Consider the following 18,914-nt stretch of genomic DNA (forward strand, 5'->3'; position numbering starts at 1 on the left):
CCTACTACTCCATCCCGAAAAATTTAGATATAAATCCTATTACACCCCTTCTTCTTTTATTATCAAGTTTAATCTCTTCAAGGGTAGCCACAATAGAATCCAAACAATAACTAGCCTTGCTATTAGGATTTAATAAAATAAAAGGTCTCTGTTTAAAAACAGAATTCTTAATATTTTGATCCTCATAAATGTAGCCTAAATAATCTATATTTAAATTCAAAAATTGACTTGATATATCGATAACCTTTTTAGCCACTACTTTGCCCTCACTTACATTGGCAACTCTATTTACAACAAGCCTTAAATTTTTTAAATTTTCCATTCGATGAGATAAAACCTTAATTATACCATAAGCATCAGTTATAGACGTAGGTTCTGGAGTTGTAACAATCACTACATCATCACTAGAAAATAAGAATGAAATAACCTGTCTTGAAATGCCAGCACTAGTATCTATGATCACTATATCATATTCATAAACTTTTAATAACTCTTTTATAAACTGATTCATCTCAGCCTCTGATAAATCCAAAAGTTCTGTTGTTCCTGAAGCACCAGCTAAGAGATCAATATTATATTCTGTCTTTGTTATTACATCCTTAATATCTCGGCCTTGCATAATCATGTGATAAATACTGTACTTTGGAATAACTCCAAGCAAAATATTGATGTTAGCCATTCCAATATCAGCATCAAAAACTAAAACCTTTTTACCAAGACTTGAATACTTAAGAGCAATACCTACAGCAATGTTACTTTTACCCACACCACCCTTACCACTAGTAACAGCAATAAACCTTGTTTTACTATTTTGAATTTTATCATCAACAGTAAAATTAGCCTTATTACTCAATCTCATAATATCACGTAAACTTTGAGCCTGATCTTCCATTATATATTATCCTTAATAATAAGATTTACTTCTTAGCTTGCGAATAAACTCAACATCGTCATTTATTCTATATCCATTTATCTTCTTGATAAAGGTAAGGGGTTCTGCAATACTAATATTATGAGGAACAATTTGTCCATCAGTGACATAAGACACTTCTTTTCTCATCTCATAAATTAAACTTATCAAGTTACCAACACATGTTGTCTCATCTAACTTAGTAAAAATCACAGTCTTATAATTAAAGGGGGCAAATTGATGAAATATTTCTTTAATATCTGATGTCTTTGTAGTAGAACTCACGGCTAAATGAAATTCAGCATCACGACCACAAGCACTCAGAAGTTCCTTCATCTCAGCAAGCTTCATAAAATCTTTAGGACTCTTACCAATAGTATCAATAAGAACAAGATCAAAATCTCTTGAATTCGTAATTTCTTCTTTTAAGTCTTTAAAAGATTCAACTGCCTTTACAGGAATACCCATAATATCACCATACGTCTGGATTTGCTTTTTAGCTCCTATACGATAATTATCAATGGTGATAATCTTAATGTTTAAACTTTCAGGATCACTATTAATGCCATAAATTGCTGCAAGCTTTGCAATAGTGGTAGTCTTTCCAACACCTGTTGGTCCAACTAAAATAAAAATTCTTTTCTTAAGATTATCAATAAGAGTTCCTGAACATTTAATAGTTTTAGCAATGTATATTATAACACTGTCTTTCACTTTATCATAATCATCAAGATCTGATAAACTAAATTCTTTTTTAATAAAATCATTAATATCTCTAATATAACTTTCAGAAAAATCATTATTGCGCAAAATATCTTCTATTTTTAAAATTGTTGGATGATTAACTTCCTCTTTTTTATTGGCAAGCTCATTTTTAAGTGATTTAACTTCCTTAATTACATCTTCAATTGAAGAACTTCCTTCTTTTTTAATACTTTGAAGAATCTTACGCTTTTCTTCTTCAACATTTATTTGCTGTTGATAAACATCATATCTAACATAACCTGAAACCTCAATCCAATCTCTAGTAAACAAGCCAAAGATGCCCCCATGAGCTACAGTTTTATAGGTCATCACTCTAGCATTTTTTCCATACTTTTTTTTAACAGTTTCTATCACCTCATTGTAAGTTGAACCTCTTTCTGTAAAATACTGTACCATAACTACTCTTCAACCTCTACCGTTTTAAGCACATTAACTTTAACATTTCTTGGAACCTCTAAAACAGATATAACAACAATATCTGAAAGCTCTCTATTTGTTAAAACCTTTATTAAAGGCCTTGCAGATTCGCTAGACAGTATGACAGGATAATACCCTTGTGATTGAACCTCACTTACAAATTTAAAAAGTTCATAAATAAATTTAGTTCTCAAATTTGCATCAAGAGAACTTACAAGATCATTATTCGCTTCAAATCGTGAATCAATTATTTTCTGCTCAAAATATGGATTTATTGTTATTACATTAAGTTCTAAATTAGAATCTAAATATCCACTAACTATTTGTCTTCCAATTGCCTGTCTACATTTTTCAATCAAAAAGAATGTGTTTTTAGTAACACTTGTAAAGTCTGCTATCGCTTCAAAAATTGTAACCAAATTACGTATTGAAACTTGCTCTTTTAAAAGACCTTGTAGAACTCTTTGAATCTCTCCAACTGAAAAATCTTTTAACACTTCTTCAACAATAGCTCCATAATCCTTTTTAAAAATATCAAGAATATTTTGAACATCTTGACGCGTTAAAATTTCATAAGAATGCCTCTTAATTAGTTCTGTCATATGAGTAGCAATAATTGAAGGTGGATCAACTACAGTATAACCTAATTTTTCAGCTATCTCTCTCCCATTGTCATTTACCCAAAGAGATGGAAGCCCAAATGAGGGATCTTTTGTAAGTTCTCCTTCAATACTAGAATCAGAACCCACATTTATAACTAAAAACTTACCCAACTTAATTTCTCCATGTCCAATCTCCACTCCTCTAAGTTTAAATGAATATTCATTTGGTTCAAGCCTCATATTATCCACTATTCTAATTTTAGGAACAACAATTCCAAATTCAAGAGCAATCTCACGACGTATTTTAACAATACGATCAAGAAGTTCTGATGTTTTTGAATCATCAACTAGTGGAACAAGATTATATCCAATTTCTAAAGACAATGGATCTAATGGAACTACAGGAGCGATTTCCTTATCAGCATAACTTGATACTTGCTCTTTTTCTGCCATTTGTTTTTCATGAAGTTCATTATTTCTAGCCGAATTAGAAAGTGAATAAGCTAAAAAAGATATTAAAAAACTCAAAATAATGAGTATAAATGTAGGAAACCCTGGAAGAAATGCCAAAAATAACAAAAACCCAGATACAATCCAATAAACCCCTATATAAGAAGTAAACTGCTTAGTAATCTCTACTCCAAAACTATCCTTTGATATTGATCTAGTTACAATAAGTCCTGTAGCCGTTGAAATTAAAAGAGCTGGGAGTTGAGAAACAAGTCCATCTCCAACAGTTAAAGATACATAATTACTTAGTGCATCATTAAGACTAAGCCCTTGAAGGGTCATTCCTATTATAAGTCCTCCAACAATATTTATAAATGTTATTAAAAATCCAACCTTTACATTTCCTGAAACAAATTTAGAAGCACCATCCATAGCCCCATAAAAATTTACCTCAGCTTGCAAATCACTTTTCTGCTTTGTTGCCTCCTCTTCTGTTAAATGTCCAGAACTATAAGCAGAATCAATAGCCATCTGTTTTCCAGGAAGAGCATCAAGCGCAAAACGAGCAGCTACCTCAGCAACCCTTGTAGCACCCTTAGTGATAACAATAAATTGAACTGCAATGATAATAAAAAATATTATAAACCCAACAAAAAGACCCTGAGACCCAGAACTTCCAACAACAAATGTTCCAAAAGCCCGTATCATTTGACCATCAAAATTCATTCCCTTTGTTAAAATTAATCTAGTAGAAGAAACATTTAAAACAAGACCAAAAATAGTCATAATGAGTAAAAGTGTTGGAAAAATTGAAAAATCAAGTGATCTCTTTGAATAAAGAACAATTAGAATAATTAAAAGACTTGCTACTAAATTAACTACAATCAAAGCATCTAAAATAAATGCAGGTAGTGGCAAAATAAATCCAGCAACAATAAATATTAACCCAATTGAAACTATTAAATCTGATTTATTACTAAGTCCTAAATATCCTAATACAGGATTCTTACTTGCATCCAAAACTCAACCTCTAATTAAATTTTAGTAATAGAATATACTTTAACAAGAATTTTAGAAACAATTTCCCAATATTCTCTTGGTATTTCTTCATCAACATCAACATTAGCATAAAGATCTCTTGCAAGCGGTTTATTTTCCATGACAGGAATATTATTTTCTCTTGCAATATGTTTAATTAAAAATGCAATTTGATCTTGCCCCTTTGCAAGCACCTTTGGTGCTAACATAGTATCACTATCCCACTTAATAGCAATGGCAAAATGCTCCGGATTTGTAATTACCACATCTGCTTGAGGAACTGCTACCTTCAAGTTAGTACTTAAAATTTTTCTCATTCTCTCCCGCATTCTAGAACGAAGCAAAGGATCTCCTTCTATTCCTCTTCTCTCTCTTTTTATTTCTTCTTTTGTCATTTTTAAATTTTCAATATAACGAATTCTCTGAAAGAGATAATCTAAAATACTAATGCCCATCAAAACTATCAATGAAAAAAAACATATCCTATACGCAAGACTTAATATAACCGAAATACCATATTCAAGACTGTATTCAGATATCCTTGAAATTTTACCTATATTGCTTTTTAGTATAATGTAATATATGAAGGATATTATAACAACTTTTGATAAACTTTTAAACAAATTAAAAAAAGCATCTAATGAACCAAAGGAATTTTTTATCCACTTTGAAAAGTTGGGATTCACTTTACTCCAATTAGGAGATATGGGCTTAAAGGTAATAAAAAAACCAACCTGAATAACATTAATTAAAAAATTGACTATAAATGATATCAAAAGAAATATAACTAAATATCCAAACATTGGTCTAAGATATGCAAAACTCAATGAATAAATACTAATTGACATTATTTCTGGAAGCTTGCTAGATTGCCATTTAAAAACACTCACTAATTCCTTAGAAAAATAAGATAACATAAAAAAAAATACAGCAAATAATATCAAAAGAGTAACAGCTGAATTAATCTCTGTTGATCTTAATACATGACCTTCTTTCCTTGCCTTCTGCTTTTTCTGTTCAGTAGGAAGTTCAGTGCGTCCCTCATCATCTGAGGAAAAAAAATTAAGAGGTATATACCAACTTTTATTTAATAATTCATTTCTGTTGTTCATTCTAAACTTCCAGAAAATAAATTTAAAGCATCCTTAAGCGCTCCTAAAGCTAGTTCAATTACTCCTTTAATAGATATTACTAAACTTGGAAAACCAATATATAAAACAATTAATCCTAATCCCAAGGAAATTGCAAAGCTAATCATTAACAAATTAATCTGAGGAGAAGTTTTTGAAAGTATTCCTAAAATGAGATATAAAAGTAAAAGGACCCCCAATATTGGAAGCGAAATTACTAAAGATTTTTCAAAAAGAATAGTAAAAGAATAAAATATTAACTTAACAAATTCATAACTTTTTATATTAACGATATTTTCGACTCTAACATTTAAAATAGAATCATGCACTCCAATCATAAAGAAACGCAATAAAAACTCATTTGATAAAAATAAAAGTAAAAAAAGATAAGTAAATATTTGAGATATTACCAAATTATCTTCTTCTGAAAAGACATCAAAAATATTTACATAAGCAAGACCCATCTGATTTGAGAAAAAAAATCCAAGCAAATGAAATACACTAAAAATTACGTTTATAAAGAAAGCCTGAATAAGACCCAAAATTGCCTCTCCTACTAATATTAACGTAAATGCAATTAAATTATTTAAAGGATAAACAATATTAATCTTGTTTACAACAAGGAGAGATATAATTAAAGAAAAGAAAAAATTTAAATAACCAATTCTTATAGTTGAAAAAAAAGGTGAAAATCTTAAAAAAAGAAAAATTCTAATAAATACAGGTAAAATTATAAAAGATTTTAAAACTAAAAAATTCATATCCATAGGTTATATATTTTGTATTTGACTAAAAAGTATAAAAGCAAACTGCATAAGCTTTTTTAAAATCCAAGGACCAAATATGACAAGTGTTAAAAGTATTACAATAATTTTGGGAATAAAACTAAGCGTTTGATCTTGAATCGAAGTAATAGCTTGAAAAATAGAAATTAAAAGACCAATTATTAATGCTGTAATTAACATTGGAGCTGATAAAATAATAATATTTTCAATAGAAAGTCTAATTAGATAAATAATCTGCCCTGTTGTCACTTAAATCCTCACATGAAACTTTTAACAAGTCCACTAGTAATTAAAGTCCATCCATCTACCATTACAAAAAGAATAAGCTTAAATGGCAAAGATATCATTACAGGCGGCAACATTATCATACCCATTGCCATTAGAACTGCAGATACAATAATATCTATAACTATAAAAGGCAAAAATATCAAAATACCCATTTTAAAAGCAACTTTTAGTTCATGCAAAATAAAAGATGCAATAAGAACATGGGTTGGAACCTCACTAAAATTTTTAGGCCTAGAATAATTACTAATTTTCATAAATAATTTAATCTCTTCATGTTTGCTATTAGACATTTGCCTATACATAAAATTTCGAAGGGGAGCAATTCCTTTATCATAAAATTGATTAAAATCTATTTTTGAATCTTTAAGGGGCAAATATGCATCTTTATATATTATATTAAAAGTCGGCCACATAGTAAAAAGAGTTAAAAACAAAGCTAATCCCATTATTACCTGGTTTGGGGGTGATTGTTGAAGTGATAATGCTCTCCTAATGAAATCTAATACTATTGCTATCCTTAAAAAAGAAGTCATCAAGACCAAAAAAGCTGGAGAAAGCGTTATTACAGTTAATATTAATAAAAGCTGCAAAGGGAAAATTATGCCATTACTACCATCAGAATTTAAAAAATCAATAAACGGAAAGTTTAGACCAGTAGTAGGTTGCAAAGACTTGGTTTGAGCAAATGAAAAATTAATAACTCCAAAAAATAAGAAAAAACTGAATTTTTTACCCAAACTTAACCTCTAAAACTTCTTTAATCTATCTTGTTTACTTTTTAAAGAAGTTTCAATATCATTTTCTAACTCTGCATATTCGGTTTCATCAAGTGATGAATCATCTTGATTATGCTTACGCAATATTTTATTAAAAATTAATTTGAAAGAATTTGTATTACTACTATTAGATTTATCAAGTTCAAAATCTAAATTTTCTAACCCTTCACCTTGTCTAATTTCCCTTAACAAAACAGAAGAATGACTGGAAATTAAAAATATATAAATAACACCTAGTATATTGATAATTCTTATAGAGTTTTTATTATCTATTTCATAAAAAGCAATCTCTTTTATGAAATCTAATTTACTATCATTTTTAGTTTTTTTATAATTTATAATCATTTTTTTACACAAAAAAACACAAATAAGGAAAAAAAGAAAAAACAAAAATAAAGTGACTAAATCTGTAATATTAAAAAAAGATAAACTTGACAAATCCTTACTATTTAAATCCGTATCATTATCTCCAAATATTGGTAAATCTACTTCATTCTCCAAATTAGAAGCAATAATACCTAAATCAACTTTATTTTCCTGTGCAAGCAAATTTCCAAAAATAATTAACATAAAAAAAAAGAAAAATTTAAATAAAGTTAAGCTACTCATTTTTAATTTTAATTATCTCGGTAATTCTAACACCAAAATTTTCATCAATTACAACAACCTCTCCTTTAGCAACTATTTTACTATTGACTAAAATATCCACTGGCTCTCCAGCAAGCTTATCAAGTGTAATAATCGTTCCCTCAGACATGCCAAGTATATCTTTAATTTTACGTTCAGTCCTTCCAAGTTCAACAGTAACTTGCATGGAAACATCCATCAAAAGACCAAAATTACTAGGATCAACACCCTCAGGCAAAGTATCAATTAAATCGGGAAGTTTAACACCCTTTATCTCAGGTTTTTCTTCACCGATACCAATATTATCATCTACAGCCATTAATTCACCTCTTTACTAAACACTTATTCAACACATTTAAACTTTTAGCAAACTATTCAACTTCTTCTGTTAGTTCTTTTAATAAATCGAAATCCTCTATTTCGCCAACTTTTTCTGTGATCTGAACAGAAATCTTATTGCCAACAAGGCCCATCCTACATTTAAATTTCTCTTTAGTTCCTACTCTCAAGGTTAAATCCTTATTTATTGGAGAATTTTCAAGACTAAGAACATCACCTTTTTCTAAGGATAATATCTCTTTTACCTTTAATTTAATCCCACCTATTTCAGCCACTAAAAGCATATCTGTATTCTCAAGCTTTTCTCTTAATACATCAAGATTTTCACTAGTAGTGCCCACACCAATTAAAGAATGCCAATACCTTGTTGAAAGCTTAGATACAATAGGCTCTATTGTGATATAAGGCAAACAAAAATTCATAAGTCCTTCAACCTTACCTATTTTAACTTCAAGAGTTACCAAAATAACCATTTCTGTTGGAGGGACTATCTGAGCAAATTGAGGATTAACTTCTATATGCCCAAAACGAGGTCTAAGATCAACTACTTGAGACCAAGCTTCTCTCATATTAGCCAATATACGAATAATAACACTCTCCATTACAGATTGCTCTATTTCTGTTAAATCTCTACTCTTATCCTTAATGGTATCTCCATCTCCTCCAAAAAGTCTATCCACTATTGCAAATGCAATGGTTGGATCAACTTCAAATATAGCAGAACCCTTAAGAGGATCCATGTTAATTATTGCAAGAGTAGTAGGATTTGGAATAGATCTGATAAACTCCTCATAAGTCAACTGATCAACTGAGGCTACATGCACATGAACCATCTTTCTCAAAAGTGCCGAGAGAGATGTCGTGGTATATCTTGCAAATGCCTCATGAAAACTTGATACTGTTCTTACTTGCTCTTTTGAGAATTTGTCTGGTCTTTTAAAATCATAAACTTTAACTTTCTGCTTTTTACCCATAGGACTAGATATAATATTAGAAAGCGAATCATCTGATGATAGATTATCAGATGAATTAATAGATTCTAAAAGATTATCTATATCATCTTGTGATAATGCTCCTGGATTAACTGCCATTTCAAATTCCTTTTAAAAATCACATATCAAAAATATCAATTTGAGTCAAAGCTATCTCTTCTATTTCACCATTTCTAAGAATACTATTAATTCTAGCCTTAATCTCAGCTTTAATCTGACTTTCATTTTTTATCTCTTGCCCTGTTCTTTGACTAAAATATTCTCTAATAACATCTTTTAAGCGCACTTTTTGTCTTCCAAGTTCATTTAAAATATTGACATTACTCTCAGCATAACCTAAAGCAAGTTTTATTACAAAAGCTTTTGGAGGATTATCCTGAGTAGTCCCTCTAATTTCATCTATGCTTTCATACCATATAAGCATAGGTGGTTTTCCTAAATACTCATTAGAAAAAATTGGAAAATTATTAGGCGTCTCACTTTGACTTACTACTATTTTAGAAACGAAATAAGAAACTATTATCATAATAACAACAGTAAACAACCCTACTGCTAAAATTTGTAAAATCTTTATTATAATATCAGGTAGTAATTTCACTCTCTTATTATTAGCAACACCTACATCAATGCTACCGTCGTCTTCATCAGGCATATTATTACCTCCTATAAATTTTCTCTTCTTTAATTGCTAAAATATTACTTACTGTTTAATACTTTTAGCAGAACTCAAAGAAGCGTCACTAGTAATTAAAATATCTATTCTCCTATTATAGGCCCTGCCCTCAGGAGTATCATCTGTAGCAACTGGCCTACTGCCTGAAAATCCAGACACCTCAAATTTACTCTCAATACTTTTTAATTTAGAATGGTCAGTATAATTTAAAATCTGCTCTAACATATTTACTGCTCTTGCAGATGAAAGCTCCCAATTACTCTTCCAAATTCCATTCATATCAACATCAACATTATCTGTATGTCCCTCAATTTTAAAATTATACCCTTGATTATCCAAAAACCCAATAAAAGAAGCTATATTTTGTATAGTTTCTCTGTTATTATCAAGTTTAACCTCAGCACTAGCTGAATCAAAAAAAGCATCAGCTAAAAGAGACACAACAACACCTCGTTCATGTTGTTTGACAACAACTTTATTAGATTGAATTTTTTCAATAAACTCAATAATGGCCTTGTTTTTAGATGCCTGAGATGCTTGTTTATTCTTCTCAGTAGAAGGTAAAGATAAAAAATTATTACTCAAATAAGAAAGTCTATTAATATCTAATGTTTTACCTCCCCTAAAAACCCCAGAACCTGTAAATGATGCTGACACTATTTTCAATACATTTTCTTGAAAAAGAATATCATTTAATGAAAACATAGTAACAAAAAAAACAAGCAATAAAGTTACCATATCTCCATATGTCAACATGTATTCAGGAACACCTTCTTCACATTTTGTATGCTTCTTTTTTCTAGCTCTAAATACCATTATTCACCCCCAAGGATATTTCCACCAAGATGACCCCTATCTTTAGAACTTAAAAATGTCACCAGTTTTTGTTCTAAAATTCTAGGATTATCGCCTGCCTGAATTGATAAAATACCCTCAACTATCATAGTTCTAACTGACGCTTCCTCAAGATCTATAGATTCTAATTTAATTTGAATAGGATAAAACATCAAATTTGCCATTATTGTACCATAAAGAGTTGTAATCAGAGCAACAGCCATAGAAGAGCCAAGTGCAGATTTGTCTTCCAGATTTCCAAGAAGAGCTATAAGCCCAATAAGTGTACCTGTCATCCCAAAAGCAGGGGCAAGTTTTGCCCAAGTTCCAAAAAGATTAGAACCAATTTTATGTCTCTCTTGCATTTGATCAAGTTCAAGATAAAGCATTGTTCGAATTATCTCGGGATCAGCACCATCAACCACAAGTCTCATGCCAGACTTAAAAAAGGCATCATTGATTTGATCAAGTTCATCATCAAGAGACAAAAGACCTTCTTTCCTAGCTTTTTCTGAAAGCTCCACTAAGGTCTTTATAATAGGCATTTTATCAAAAGAACTTTTTCTAAAGAAAAATCCCAAATATGTAGGAATTCTTTTAATAGTGGAAATTTCTGAGGAAGCTATAAGTGCAGAAAAAGAACCAACAACTGTAATAAACACAGAACTCAAATCCCAATAAACTCCCAAGCCTATAGGAGTAAATGCCATAGAAATTAAAATAGCACCAAATCCAACTCCCCATCCAATTATACTAGCCAAATTCATAGCCCAACTCCCTTATCCGCTTGTGTAACTCTGTCTAACAAATTAATCTCTCTCCTATGTATCCTGATTTTATTTACTATCTCTACTATATCTTCTTTTACAATCAACTTTTTACCATTCATAAGAAGAATTGTAGTATCAGGATTAGCCTCAATGCTCTCAATATGACAAGGATTTAAATAATATCCATTGCCATTAAGTTTAGTTACATAAATCATAAATTAAAATTAAAAACTAACTCTTAAGCCTTACAAGCTCTTGCAATAACTGATCTGAAGTAGTAATAGTCTTAGCATTAGCTTGAAAACCTCTTTGAGTAACTATCATATCTGTAAATTGTTCAGCAAGATCTACATTAGCCATTTCTAAAACTCCTGCTCTAATAGTACCAAGTCCTGCCAAACCAGTTTCACCTATTCTAGCCTGACCTGAATTACTTGTTTCACTAAAATTAGTATCTCCTGCTTTTGCAAGACCACCTGGATTAACAAATGATGCAAGTGCAATTTTTCCTATATCTCGCCTGATACCATTTGAATAAACACCTGTTATTACTCCATTGTGATCAATTTCATAGTTTTCCATATATCCCATGCCATATCCATTCTGAATAATGGCTTTTGTAGTACTTGAATCAGCAAATTGAGTAATTGAATCAGTATAACTACCAACATTTCCAAGTCTAAGATTCACAGTTTGCTGTTCACCAATTTCCCCAGCATTAGAATTCACAACACCAAAAGTTATAGGAAATTCAAGTAAATCACCTGGCTGACCTGGCTGACCATTTAAAGAAAGTAATGCTCCTTCATTATTAAATCCCATTGTAAAATTGGAATTTGTTTCTCCATTTACCAAAACCGTAGCATTCCAAGTATTAGGAACATTTGCATCCTTGATAACCCTAAGTTCAACAATATTAGTATTTCCAAAACTATCATAAATAGTTTTATTGACAACCCAAGTACCTCGCGCAATATCAGCTTCGCTTCCGCCCTCATTAATTACAGGCAACCTTTTATCAAGATTACAAGCAAATGTAATGTGTTCAGTGGCCTTAGCTGCTTCTTTATCTCCAATAGGAATAACTAAGTCTTCAACATCAGCAGATGTATTAATAACTTGCTCACCTGCAATAGACTTTGCCATCCAGCCTTGAATTTTCATACCATTTCCGGAATTTACAAGACGCCGATCAGAATCAACATCAAATGCACCAGCTCTTGTATAAAAAGAATTATTGCCATCTCTTAATATAAAAAAACCATTTCCACTAATTCCAAGATCAGATGCTTTTTGAGTACTCTGAAAGGATCCTTGAGTATGAATAGTATCAATAGTAGCAACACTCATTCCAAGTCCAACTTGCTTTGGATTCACACCCCCACGCCCATCAGTAGGACGAGACGCTACAGTGATACTTTGAGATATCATATCCTGAAAATTCACCCTTCCTTTCTTAAAACCAATAGTATTAACATTAGCAATGTTATTTCCAACAACATCCATTCTTGTTTGATGATTCTGAAGACCAGAAACACCAGAATACAAAGATCTCATCATATAATAATTATCCCTCCAATCCTACTGATAAAATATTGTCATAAACATAATATTTTCCATCAATCATAATTTGTGGAACTACTCCTGTTTTAATATTTGTGACTTTTCCCTTGATCATTTCTCCATCAACACTCTCAACCTCAACTATTTTTCCCAATAAACCCAAATCTTTATTTTGACCAATAACTGACGATAAATTTTCAAAAGATTTACTCATATTTGTCATTTGCTCAAGCGTTGAAAATTGTGCCATTTGAGCAATAAATTCTTTATCTTTCATTGGATCTGTTGGATCTTGATATTTAAGTTGCGTAATAAGCAACTTTAAAAAGTCATCACGACCAAGATTATTTCCCTTAACATTGCGTTCTACCTTAGAATTAGATACTATTCCATACCTATTTACACTAACTGAATTATCAATTGTACTCATTTATCCTCCATTCTAAACAATAAAATTAATACTCTTTTCTAAATCATCAGAAATCTCAACATCATCTTCAACCTTAAATATCTTACCCTTATTAAAAGGAGATTCTTGACTCTTAAAATCATCTTTAGAATCACCAGAAAAAAATCTAGAACCACTACCCGCAAGAGAAAGATTTAAACTACTATTAAAACCATTATCATTTAACATTTTATTGAGCGAATACATATTTTGTTCAAAAAGAGCTCTAACATTATGATTATCAACTATTATCTTACCTAATAAATTATTATTAGAATCAAGATTTAAATTAATTCTTATACTACCAAGTCTTTGAGGCTTTAAAATTAACCTAATCTCTCCTGTATCATTCGATTTTAACACAACTTTAGCTTTATTCACAATATTATGATTAATTTTTAAATTCCATTCTGACATCAAATTATCATTCATTTGACTGATAAAAGATTCTCTCATATGTTTTACATTAAAACTATTAAGGTCACCCATAAACCTTGTTATTCCATCAAAAGTTTCCTTAATCTCATATTTACCAATAGAATTTTCACTATCAACTAATCTAAACTTAGAACCTGAATTAAGAAATTCCTTAACATTATCATTTTTCTTAAAATTTTTAACATCAATATTAATAATATTGCTTTCTTTATCTTTTTTGGTGAAATCTAATTCTTTATGATTAGAATCAAAATCAATACCTAACACATCAAAATTATAAAGAGAATTCATATTATTAAATAAAATGTTAAGGTCAGACAAAAAATTTTCAATAGTGTTTGATAATTCTTTTTTATTAACAAAACCAGAATCAAAAGACAAATTTTCATTTAAAATTTCTAAATTTTCAAAATTAAATAAATGCTCCACTTTTTTTAACAAAGATTTTAAATCAGATATAAAACTATTATCACTAAGCTTTTCAAAAATAAACGACTGTTTTAAAGATACACTTTTAAAATTATTATCTATAAGACCATTATTTTTTAAAAACTTAATAAAACCTTGCACTAAATCTCTACACTGAGATAAATTTTTAATCTCAGAAAAAATTAAATTTGAAAACACACTTTTGCTATCTCGGGTAAAACCACTATTTAAATCTATAAGATTTAAACCTTTAATTAGACCTTGAGAATTATTACCAATCTTATCTAAAATCATTATAATACATCACTCCAAAGAACTAACAGACATTTTTCTAATCAATACGGCAGCTTTCTTAGAATCCATAAGAGATAACCAATAAGGAACAATAGATGACCGACCCTCTTTCTTAGCAATATCTTCTACTTTTCGCATATAAGATATTGCAATTTCATCATTAAGCTCTTCAAGCCTCTTAACAGCATCTTGTGGTGGCATATTGATTAAATATAAAGCGGCTTGTACAAAATTTTTATCTTCGTCTTTATATTTATTTACAATATCATCAATTATTTTTTGTTTCAAATCTAAATCTTTTTGCTTTTGATTAAGCTCAGCCTCAAATTTGTTTAAACTTTCCTCCCTTTTTTTTAATTCCTCTCTTAATTTTTCAACTTGCTGATTTTTAATATAGATGGCCTCTTTTTCTTTTATCATCCTAATCTCGTCAAGACTAATATTTGTATATTCACTAAATTGAGCATCTTCTTTAAAAACTAAAGTTTTGATATACGAAGGCAAATAATCTCTAGCTCTATATATACCAAATAAATCAATTAAAAAAAATGACAGTCCTAATAAAAAAACAATTAACAATAACCAAAAAACCAATCTCAACACAAATGACAAGAAACTATTCATCTATATTTCCTAATTTTTTAAAAATTTTATAATTAACATATTCATCTAAAAACAGGTTTTCGTTTTTTAGTGTTTCTTTAATTATAGTACTATTTAAAGATTCTATTAACATGCTAATCTTTTTTTCTTCTCCATATTTTTTTAAATAAATACCACGATATTTATCATACTCATGCTTAAATTTTACAAGCTTTTTTAACTCTTCCTTTTTTCTAAAAGTCAAATAATCTAAATAATTTCCTTTTAAAAAAACATCCATGTCATTTAATCCATCTAAATCTTTAGAAATTCCCTCTAAAAATTCTTCTATTTTTGAAATTTTACCATTTATATTGATTAAATCATTTTCGCTCAACTTTCTATCATAAGCTCTAATATTTAATATTTTTTTAAATTTTCTTATCTTAAAATATAGACCACTCAAACTAATATTTCTCTAATTTCATCATCTAAATCTTCAAAATTAAATTCTTCTTGCATCCCTTGAGATAAAAAATCAATAATCTTTGGATACTTTGAAATTGCTAAATCAACTTCTTTATTAGAACCTTTTAAATAAATTCCCGTCTTAATTAAATCCTCATAATTTTTATAAATAGACAACAAATTTCTAATTTTAGATATTAATTTTTGTCTTTCAAAACTTAATATTCTATGAAAAGATCTTGAAGTTGAACTTAAAATATTTACTGAGGGATAAATTCCTCTATCAGACAAATCTCTATCCAAAATAATGTGTCCATCTAAAGTAGCTTTCATAATATCAGCTATTGGTTCTGTAAAATCATCACCCTCTACAAGAACAGTATAAAAACCTGTAATACTTCCCTTACCCTTAAGTCCTGAACGTTCAAGCAAAATAGGAATCTCTACAAAAACAGAAGGAGGATATCCTTTAGTAGCAGGCGGTTCTCCCATAGAAAGACTCATTTCTCTTTTAGCATTTGCAAATCTCGTGATTGAATCAAATAGCAACATAACATCCATACCACAATCTCTGAAATATTCAGCTATTAACGTTGCAGTATAAGCCCCTCTATATCTTGAAATAGGAGATTCATCGGAAGTTGAAACAATTAAAACACTTCTATTAAAACATTCCCCTTCAAGTTCATATTTAATAAACTCATTAAGCTCACGCCCTCTCTCACCAATGAATGCAATGACATTAACATCTGCTTTAGAATTCTTAGCAATCATACCAAGTAAAGTAGATTTACCAACACCAGCACCTGAAAAAATACCTACACGTTGACCCTTTGCTACTGGCAAAAAACTATCAAGAACTCTAACACCAGTAACCATTTGCTCAGAAAAAATACCCCTATCTAAAGGATTAATACTACTAAAACTTAGCTCTTTATAATGATTACCAAGAAATTGGCCTTTATTATCAATAGGCCTACCAAGAGAATCAATTACTCTTCCAAGCAATTCATCACTAAGATTAATTTGAAGCTTTTTATCCAAGGAATAAACTTTATCACCAACCTCAAGTCCATCAAATCTTTCATAAGCCATAAGACTAACAAAAGGACCATTAAAACCTAAAACTTCAGCACATATTTTTTTACCATTGTTCTGTTCAATTAAACATAAATCACCAATACCACATTTTGGACCCAAACTTTCAACTAAAAGACCCTTAATTTTTTTTACTTTTCCAATAAGAGGCATAGACTCAACAGTATCTAATATTTTTGAATAATTTTCAAAAAAATTGTCCACTAATATCCCCTAGTCTTTAAAATATGGAGGAAAAATTTTTAAATTTTTCCTCTATTCTATCAAGTTGAAATGAAATTCGCGCATCTATTTCCCCAAAATCAGTCTCAACAATACATCCACCCTTTCCTATATTGATATCTTCAATAACTTCTAGATTTTTTATAAGATCAAACTTAGAAATAAACTCATGTTTTTTATGACTAACAATATCTATATCATCAAGATTAACACGAATAATAATATTTGTTTTACTTTTTATTTTTTTTAAAGCCTCATTTACGTTTTCTATAACAACACCTTTTTGAGAATCTACAATCTTCTTAACTACTTTGACTGCAATCTGCATCACAAGATTCATTATATGTTCACCTGAGGATTCAAGAATTTCTTTTCTCTTTGCAACCAAAGAAGATATTATGCTATTTAATTTGCTTAAAACTTTATCAAAGTCCTCACGACCCTGTTCAAAACCTGCATCATATCCTTCATGCCTTCCTTTTTCAGTTTCTATTTCAAGCTCTCTTTTTAATTTTTCCCCATGCTCTTTTACTCTTTTTTCAATTTCCAAATTAGACTCTCGATCAATCGCTCCCTTCTTATCCTCAGCTTCTTTTTGCAAAGCCTCAGATCTCTGATTTGCTAAACTTACTATTTTATCAGCCTGTTCTTTAGCATCTTCAAGAATCTTAGAACACTCAATTTCTATTTCTTTTTTAGCAAGCTCATGTTCATTCTTAATTTCTTCTTGAAGTTTTGTTTTTTGCTCCATTAAATCTTCAAGCTCTTTGCGAAGCTTAACAATACGATCATCTATGCCAGAAATTTCACTTTCTTTTTTTCTAATTTCTAATGATTCAAAAATAGGATTTGTAATCTCAACAAACTCTAACTTTACTGCATTTACAACTTCTTTTGATTTATATAAAACCTTAGGCAAATACAACTCCTTTATCAAACAAGCACATCTTCCTCACCACCTCTTGAGATTACTATTTCCCCTTGCTCCTCTAACTTTCTAATAAGAGCAACTATCTTCTGCTGAGCTTCCTCAACATCTTTACGTCTAGTAGGTCCTAAAAACTCCATATCTTCTCTAAGCATTCCGGCTGCTCTTTTAGACATATTTTTAAAAATTTTATCTTGAACTGGCATATCAACTGACTTTAAAGCCTTTGCTAATTCTTGACCATCTATTTCTCTTAAAACCCTCTGTATTGATCTATCATCAAGAAGAACAATATCTTCAAAGACAAACATTTTTTTCTTAATCTCTTCTGCAAGCTCAGGGTCTTCTTCTTCAAGAGATTCAATAATAAACTTCTCTGTTTTACGATCCGCCATGTTAATTATCTCAACAACATTATCAACACCCCCAGCTGAAGTATAATCTTCTGAAGATAAAGAAGCTAATTTTTTCTCAAGAACTCTCTCGACCTCTCTTACTACTTCAGGAGAAGTTCTATCCATCAATGCAATTCTTCTTGCAACATTAGTCTGAATTTCAGTAGGAAGACTAGAGAGAATAAAAGAAGCTTTTTGAGGATCAAGATACGAAAGTATCAAAGCAATTGTTTGCGGATGTTCTTGTTGAATAAAGTTTAAAATATTAGCAGGATCTGCTCTTCTAACAAATTCAAAAGGCCTTGATTGCAAAGCAGAACCTAAATTATTAATAATATCTACTGCTCTTTGAGTACCAAGAGATTTTTCAAGAAGTTCCCTAGCATAATCTATACCACCTTTTTGAATAAATTCTTGAGCCATCATTAACTCTTTAAACTCTAAAAGAACAGTATCTTTAAGTTCAGAAGTAACAATATCAAGCTTTGCTATCTCAAAAGTTAAAGATTCTATCTCATCTTGGGATAAATATTTAAATACTCTGGACGAAATTTCAGAACCTATTGAAACTAACAAGATAGCGGCTTTCTGTTTCCCCGTTAAAGTAGAGACATTAAAGATCTCTTTTTCTTTTTGCTCTTCCATATAAATTA

The 18,914-nt window shown here is 30.0% G+C and carries 22 protein-coding genes; all 22 read right to left on the reverse strand.

Going from position 1 to position 18,914, the window contains the following annotated elements; all coding sequences use genetic code 11:
* Nucleotides 1–4: 4 nt before the first annotated feature.
* From K5563_RS01360 to fliG, 22 genes are read right to left on the reverse strand one after another with little or no spacing between them, the layout of a single operon-like run.
* On the reverse strand, nucleotides 5–892 hold the full coding sequence (locus tag K5563_RS01360) for a MinD/ParA family protein (RefSeq protein ID WP_221037218.1): 888 nt from the start codon (nucleotides 890–892) through the stop codon (nucleotides 5–7).
* Nucleotides 893–904: 12 nt separating this feature from the next.
* The gene (flhF, locus tag K5563_RS01365) at nucleotides 905–2,071 is read right to left on the reverse strand and encodes a flagellar biosynthesis protein FlhF (protein ID WP_221037219.1); all 1,167 of its coding nucleotides are present in this window, start codon (nucleotides 2,069–2,071) and stop codon (nucleotides 905–907) included.
* A 2-nt stretch (nucleotides 2,072–2,073) separates the two neighbouring features.
* Nucleotides 2,074–4,164, reverse strand: a complete 2,091-nt coding sequence (flhA, locus tag K5563_RS01370) for a flagellar biosynthesis protein FlhA (RefSeq protein WP_221037220.1) — start codon at nucleotides 4,162–4,164, stop codon at nucleotides 2,074–2,076.
* A 14-nt stretch (nucleotides 4,165–4,178) separates the two neighbouring features.
* Entirely contained in the window at nucleotides 4,179–5,294 is a 1,116-nt protein-coding gene (flhB, locus tag K5563_RS01375; RefSeq protein ID WP_221037221.1) for a flagellar biosynthesis protein FlhB, read from the reverse strand.
* Nucleotides 5,291–6,079 carry a flagellar biosynthetic protein FliR gene (gene fliR / locus K5563_RS01380; RefSeq protein ID WP_221037222.1) on the reverse strand — a complete coding sequence of 263 codons (789 nt, stop codon included), beginning with the start codon at nucleotides 6,077–6,079 and terminating at the stop codon, nucleotides 5,291–5,293. The genes flhB and fliR overlap by 4 nt, the downstream gene beginning before the upstream one ends.
* 3 nt (nucleotides 6,080–6,082) lie before the next feature.
* Nucleotides 6,083–6,346: a flagellar biosynthesis protein FliQ gene (gene fliQ / locus K5563_RS01385; RefSeq protein ID WP_221037223.1), complete on the reverse strand. Its 264-nt coding sequence runs from the start codon at nucleotides 6,344–6,346 to the stop codon at nucleotides 6,083–6,085.
* An 8-nt stretch (nucleotides 6,347–6,354) separates the two neighbouring features.
* Complete coding sequence (gene fliP / locus K5563_RS01390; RefSeq protein WP_221037224.1) at nucleotides 6,355–7,122, reverse strand: flagellar type III secretion system pore protein FliP; 768 nt, start codon at nucleotides 7,120–7,122, stop codon at nucleotides 6,355–6,357.
* 9 nt (nucleotides 7,123–7,131) lie between these two features.
* Nucleotides 7,132–7,770: a flagellar biosynthesis protein FliZ gene (locus tag K5563_RS01395; RefSeq protein ID WP_221037225.1), complete on the reverse strand. Its 639-nt coding sequence runs from the start codon at nucleotides 7,768–7,770 to the stop codon at nucleotides 7,132–7,134.
* Nucleotides 7,763–8,107: a flagellar motor switch protein FliN gene (gene fliN / locus K5563_RS01400; RefSeq protein ID WP_221037226.1), complete on the reverse strand. Its 345-nt coding sequence runs from the start codon at nucleotides 8,105–8,107 to the stop codon at nucleotides 7,763–7,765. Before fliN ends, K5563_RS01395 begins: the two co-directional genes overlap by 8 nt.
* Nucleotides 8,108–8,159: 52 nt before the next feature.
* On the reverse strand, nucleotides 8,160–9,218 hold the full coding sequence (gene fliM / locus K5563_RS01405) for a flagellar motor switch protein FliM (RefSeq protein ID WP_221037227.1): 1,059 nt from the start codon (nucleotides 9,216–9,218) through the stop codon (nucleotides 8,160–8,162).
* A 19-nt stretch (nucleotides 9,219–9,237) separates the two neighbouring features.
* The gene (locus K5563_RS01410) at nucleotides 9,238–9,771 is read right to left on the reverse strand and encodes a flagellar basal body-associated protein FliL (protein WP_221037228.1); all 534 of its coding nucleotides are present in this window, start codon (nucleotides 9,769–9,771) and stop codon (nucleotides 9,238–9,240) included.
* 48 nt (nucleotides 9,772–9,819) lie between these two features.
* Nucleotides 9,820–10,608, reverse strand: a complete 789-nt coding sequence (gene motB / locus K5563_RS01415; protein ID WP_221037229.1) for a flagellar motor protein MotB — start codon at nucleotides 10,606–10,608, stop codon at nucleotides 9,820–9,822.
* Entirely contained in the window at nucleotides 10,608–11,393 is a 786-nt protein-coding gene (locus K5563_RS01420; RefSeq protein WP_221037230.1) for a motility protein A, read from the reverse strand. The genes motB and K5563_RS01420 overlap by 1 nt, the downstream gene beginning before the upstream one ends.
* Nucleotides 11,390–11,611 carry a flagellar FlbD family protein gene (locus tag K5563_RS01425; RefSeq protein WP_221037231.1) on the reverse strand — a complete coding sequence of 74 codons (222 nt, stop codon included), beginning with the start codon at nucleotides 11,609–11,611 and terminating at the stop codon, nucleotides 11,390–11,392. The genes K5563_RS01420 and K5563_RS01425 overlap by 4 nt, the downstream gene beginning before the upstream one ends.
* Nucleotides 11,612–11,627: 16 nt before the next feature.
* On the reverse strand, nucleotides 11,628–12,956 hold the full coding sequence (gene flgE / locus K5563_RS01430) for a flagellar hook protein FlgE (RefSeq protein WP_221037232.1): 1,329 nt from the start codon (nucleotides 12,954–12,956) through the stop codon (nucleotides 11,628–11,630).
* Nucleotides 12,957–12,963: 7 nt separating this feature from the next.
* Nucleotides 12,964–13,389: a flagellar hook assembly protein FlgD gene (flgD, locus tag K5563_RS01435; protein WP_221037233.1), complete on the reverse strand. Its 426-nt coding sequence runs from the start codon at nucleotides 13,387–13,389 to the stop codon at nucleotides 12,964–12,966.
* A 12-nt stretch (nucleotides 13,390–13,401) separates the two neighbouring features.
* The gene (locus K5563_RS01440) at nucleotides 13,402–14,568 is read right to left on the reverse strand and encodes a flagellar hook-length control protein FliK (protein WP_221037234.1); all 1,167 of its coding nucleotides are present in this window, start codon (nucleotides 14,566–14,568) and stop codon (nucleotides 13,402–13,404) included.
* 9 nt (nucleotides 14,569–14,577) lie between these two features.
* Complete coding sequence (locus tag K5563_RS01445) at nucleotides 14,578–15,192, reverse strand: flagellar protein (protein WP_221037235.1); 615 nt, start codon at nucleotides 15,190–15,192, stop codon at nucleotides 14,578–14,580.
* Complete coding sequence (locus tag K5563_RS01450) at nucleotides 15,185–15,616, reverse strand: flagellar protein FlbA (protein ID WP_221037236.1); 432 nt, start codon at nucleotides 15,614–15,616, stop codon at nucleotides 15,185–15,187. The genes K5563_RS01445 and K5563_RS01450 overlap by 8 nt, the downstream gene beginning before the upstream one ends.
* Complete coding sequence (locus K5563_RS01455; RefSeq protein WP_221037237.1) at nucleotides 15,613–16,920, reverse strand: FliI/YscN family ATPase; 1,308 nt, start codon at nucleotides 16,918–16,920, stop codon at nucleotides 15,613–15,615. The genes K5563_RS01450 and K5563_RS01455 overlap by 4 nt, the downstream gene beginning before the upstream one ends.
* Before the next feature lie 16 nt (nucleotides 16,921–16,936).
* Entirely contained in the window at nucleotides 16,937–17,857 is a 921-nt protein-coding gene (fliH, locus tag K5563_RS01460; RefSeq protein ID WP_221037238.1) for a flagellar assembly protein FliH, read from the reverse strand.
* A 14-nt stretch (nucleotides 17,858–17,871) separates the two neighbouring features.
* Nucleotides 17,872–18,906, reverse strand: coding sequence for a flagellar motor switch protein FliG (gene fliG / locus K5563_RS01465; RefSeq protein ID WP_221037239.1), 1,035 nt, complete (start codon nucleotides 18,904–18,906; stop codon nucleotides 17,872–17,874).
* Nucleotides 18,907–18,914 lie beyond the last annotated feature (8 nt).

It is taken from the genome of Borrelia sp. HM (assembly GCF_019669085.1).
In the GTDB taxonomy this organism is placed as follows: domain Bacteria; phylum Spirochaetota; class Spirochaetia; order Borreliales; family Borreliaceae; genus Borrelia.

What these genes read in the sequence shown, in the direction of transcription:
- K5563_RS01440 (WP_221037234.1), bottom strand. Translation starts at nt 14,568, where the DNA reads ATGATTTTAGATAAGATTGGTAATAATTCTCAAGGTCTAATTAAAGGT.
- flhF (WP_221037219.1), bottom strand. Translation starts at nt 2,071, where the DNA reads ATGGTACAGTATTTTACAGAAAGAGGTTCAACTTACAATGAGGTGATA.
- fliN (WP_221037226.1), bottom strand. Translation starts at nt 8,107, where the DNA reads ATGGCTGTAGATGATAATATTGGTATCGGTGAAGAAAAACCTGAGATA.
- K5563_RS01410 (WP_221037228.1), bottom strand. Translation starts at nt 9,771, where the DNA reads ATGCCTGATGAAGACGACGGTAGCATTGATGTAGGTGTTGCTAATAAT.
- fliR (WP_221037222.1), bottom strand. Translation starts at nt 6,079, where the DNA reads ATGGATATGAATTTTTTAGTTTTAAAATCTTTTATAATTTTACCTGTA.
- flgD (WP_221037233.1), bottom strand. Translation starts at nt 13,389, where the DNA reads ATGAGTACAATTGATAATTCAGTTAGTGTAAATAGGTATGGAATAGTA.
- fliM (WP_221037227.1), bottom strand. Translation starts at nt 9,218, where the DNA reads ATGGCAGTTAATCCAGGAGCATTATCACAAGATGATATAGATAATCTT.
- K5563_RS01360 (WP_221037218.1), bottom strand. Translation starts at nt 892, where the DNA reads ATGGAAGATCAGGCTCAAAGTTTACGTGATATTATGAGATTGAGTAAT.
- K5563_RS01420 (WP_221037230.1), bottom strand. Translation starts at nt 11,393, where the DNA reads ATGAATTTGGCTAGTATAATTGGATGGGGAGTTGGATTTGGTGCTATT.
- fliG (WP_221037239.1), bottom strand. Translation starts at nt 18,906, where the DNA reads ATGGAAGAGCAAAAAGAAAAAGAGATCTTTAATGTCTCTACTTTAACG.
- flgE (WP_221037232.1), bottom strand. Translation starts at nt 12,956, where the DNA reads ATGATGAGATCTTTGTATTCTGGTGTTTCTGGTCTTCAGAATCATCAA.
- motB (WP_221037229.1), bottom strand. Translation starts at nt 10,608, where the DNA reads ATGGTATTTAGAGCTAGAAAAAAGAAGCATACAAAATGTGAAGAAGGT.
- flhB (WP_221037221.1), bottom strand. Translation starts at nt 5,294, where the DNA reads ATGAACAACAGAAATGAATTATTAAATAAAAGTTGGTATATACCTCTT.
- K5563_RS01425 (WP_221037231.1), bottom strand. Translation starts at nt 11,611, where the DNA reads ATGATTTATGTAACTAAACTTAATGGCAATGGATATTATTTAAATCCT.
- K5563_RS01395 (WP_221037225.1), bottom strand. Translation starts at nt 7,770, where the DNA reads ATGAGTAGCTTAACTTTATTTAAATTTTTCTTTTTTTTTATGTTAATT.
- K5563_RS01445 (WP_221037235.1), bottom strand. Translation starts at nt 15,192, where the DNA reads ATGAATAGTTTCTTGTCATTTGTGTTGAGATTGGTTTTTTGGTTATTG.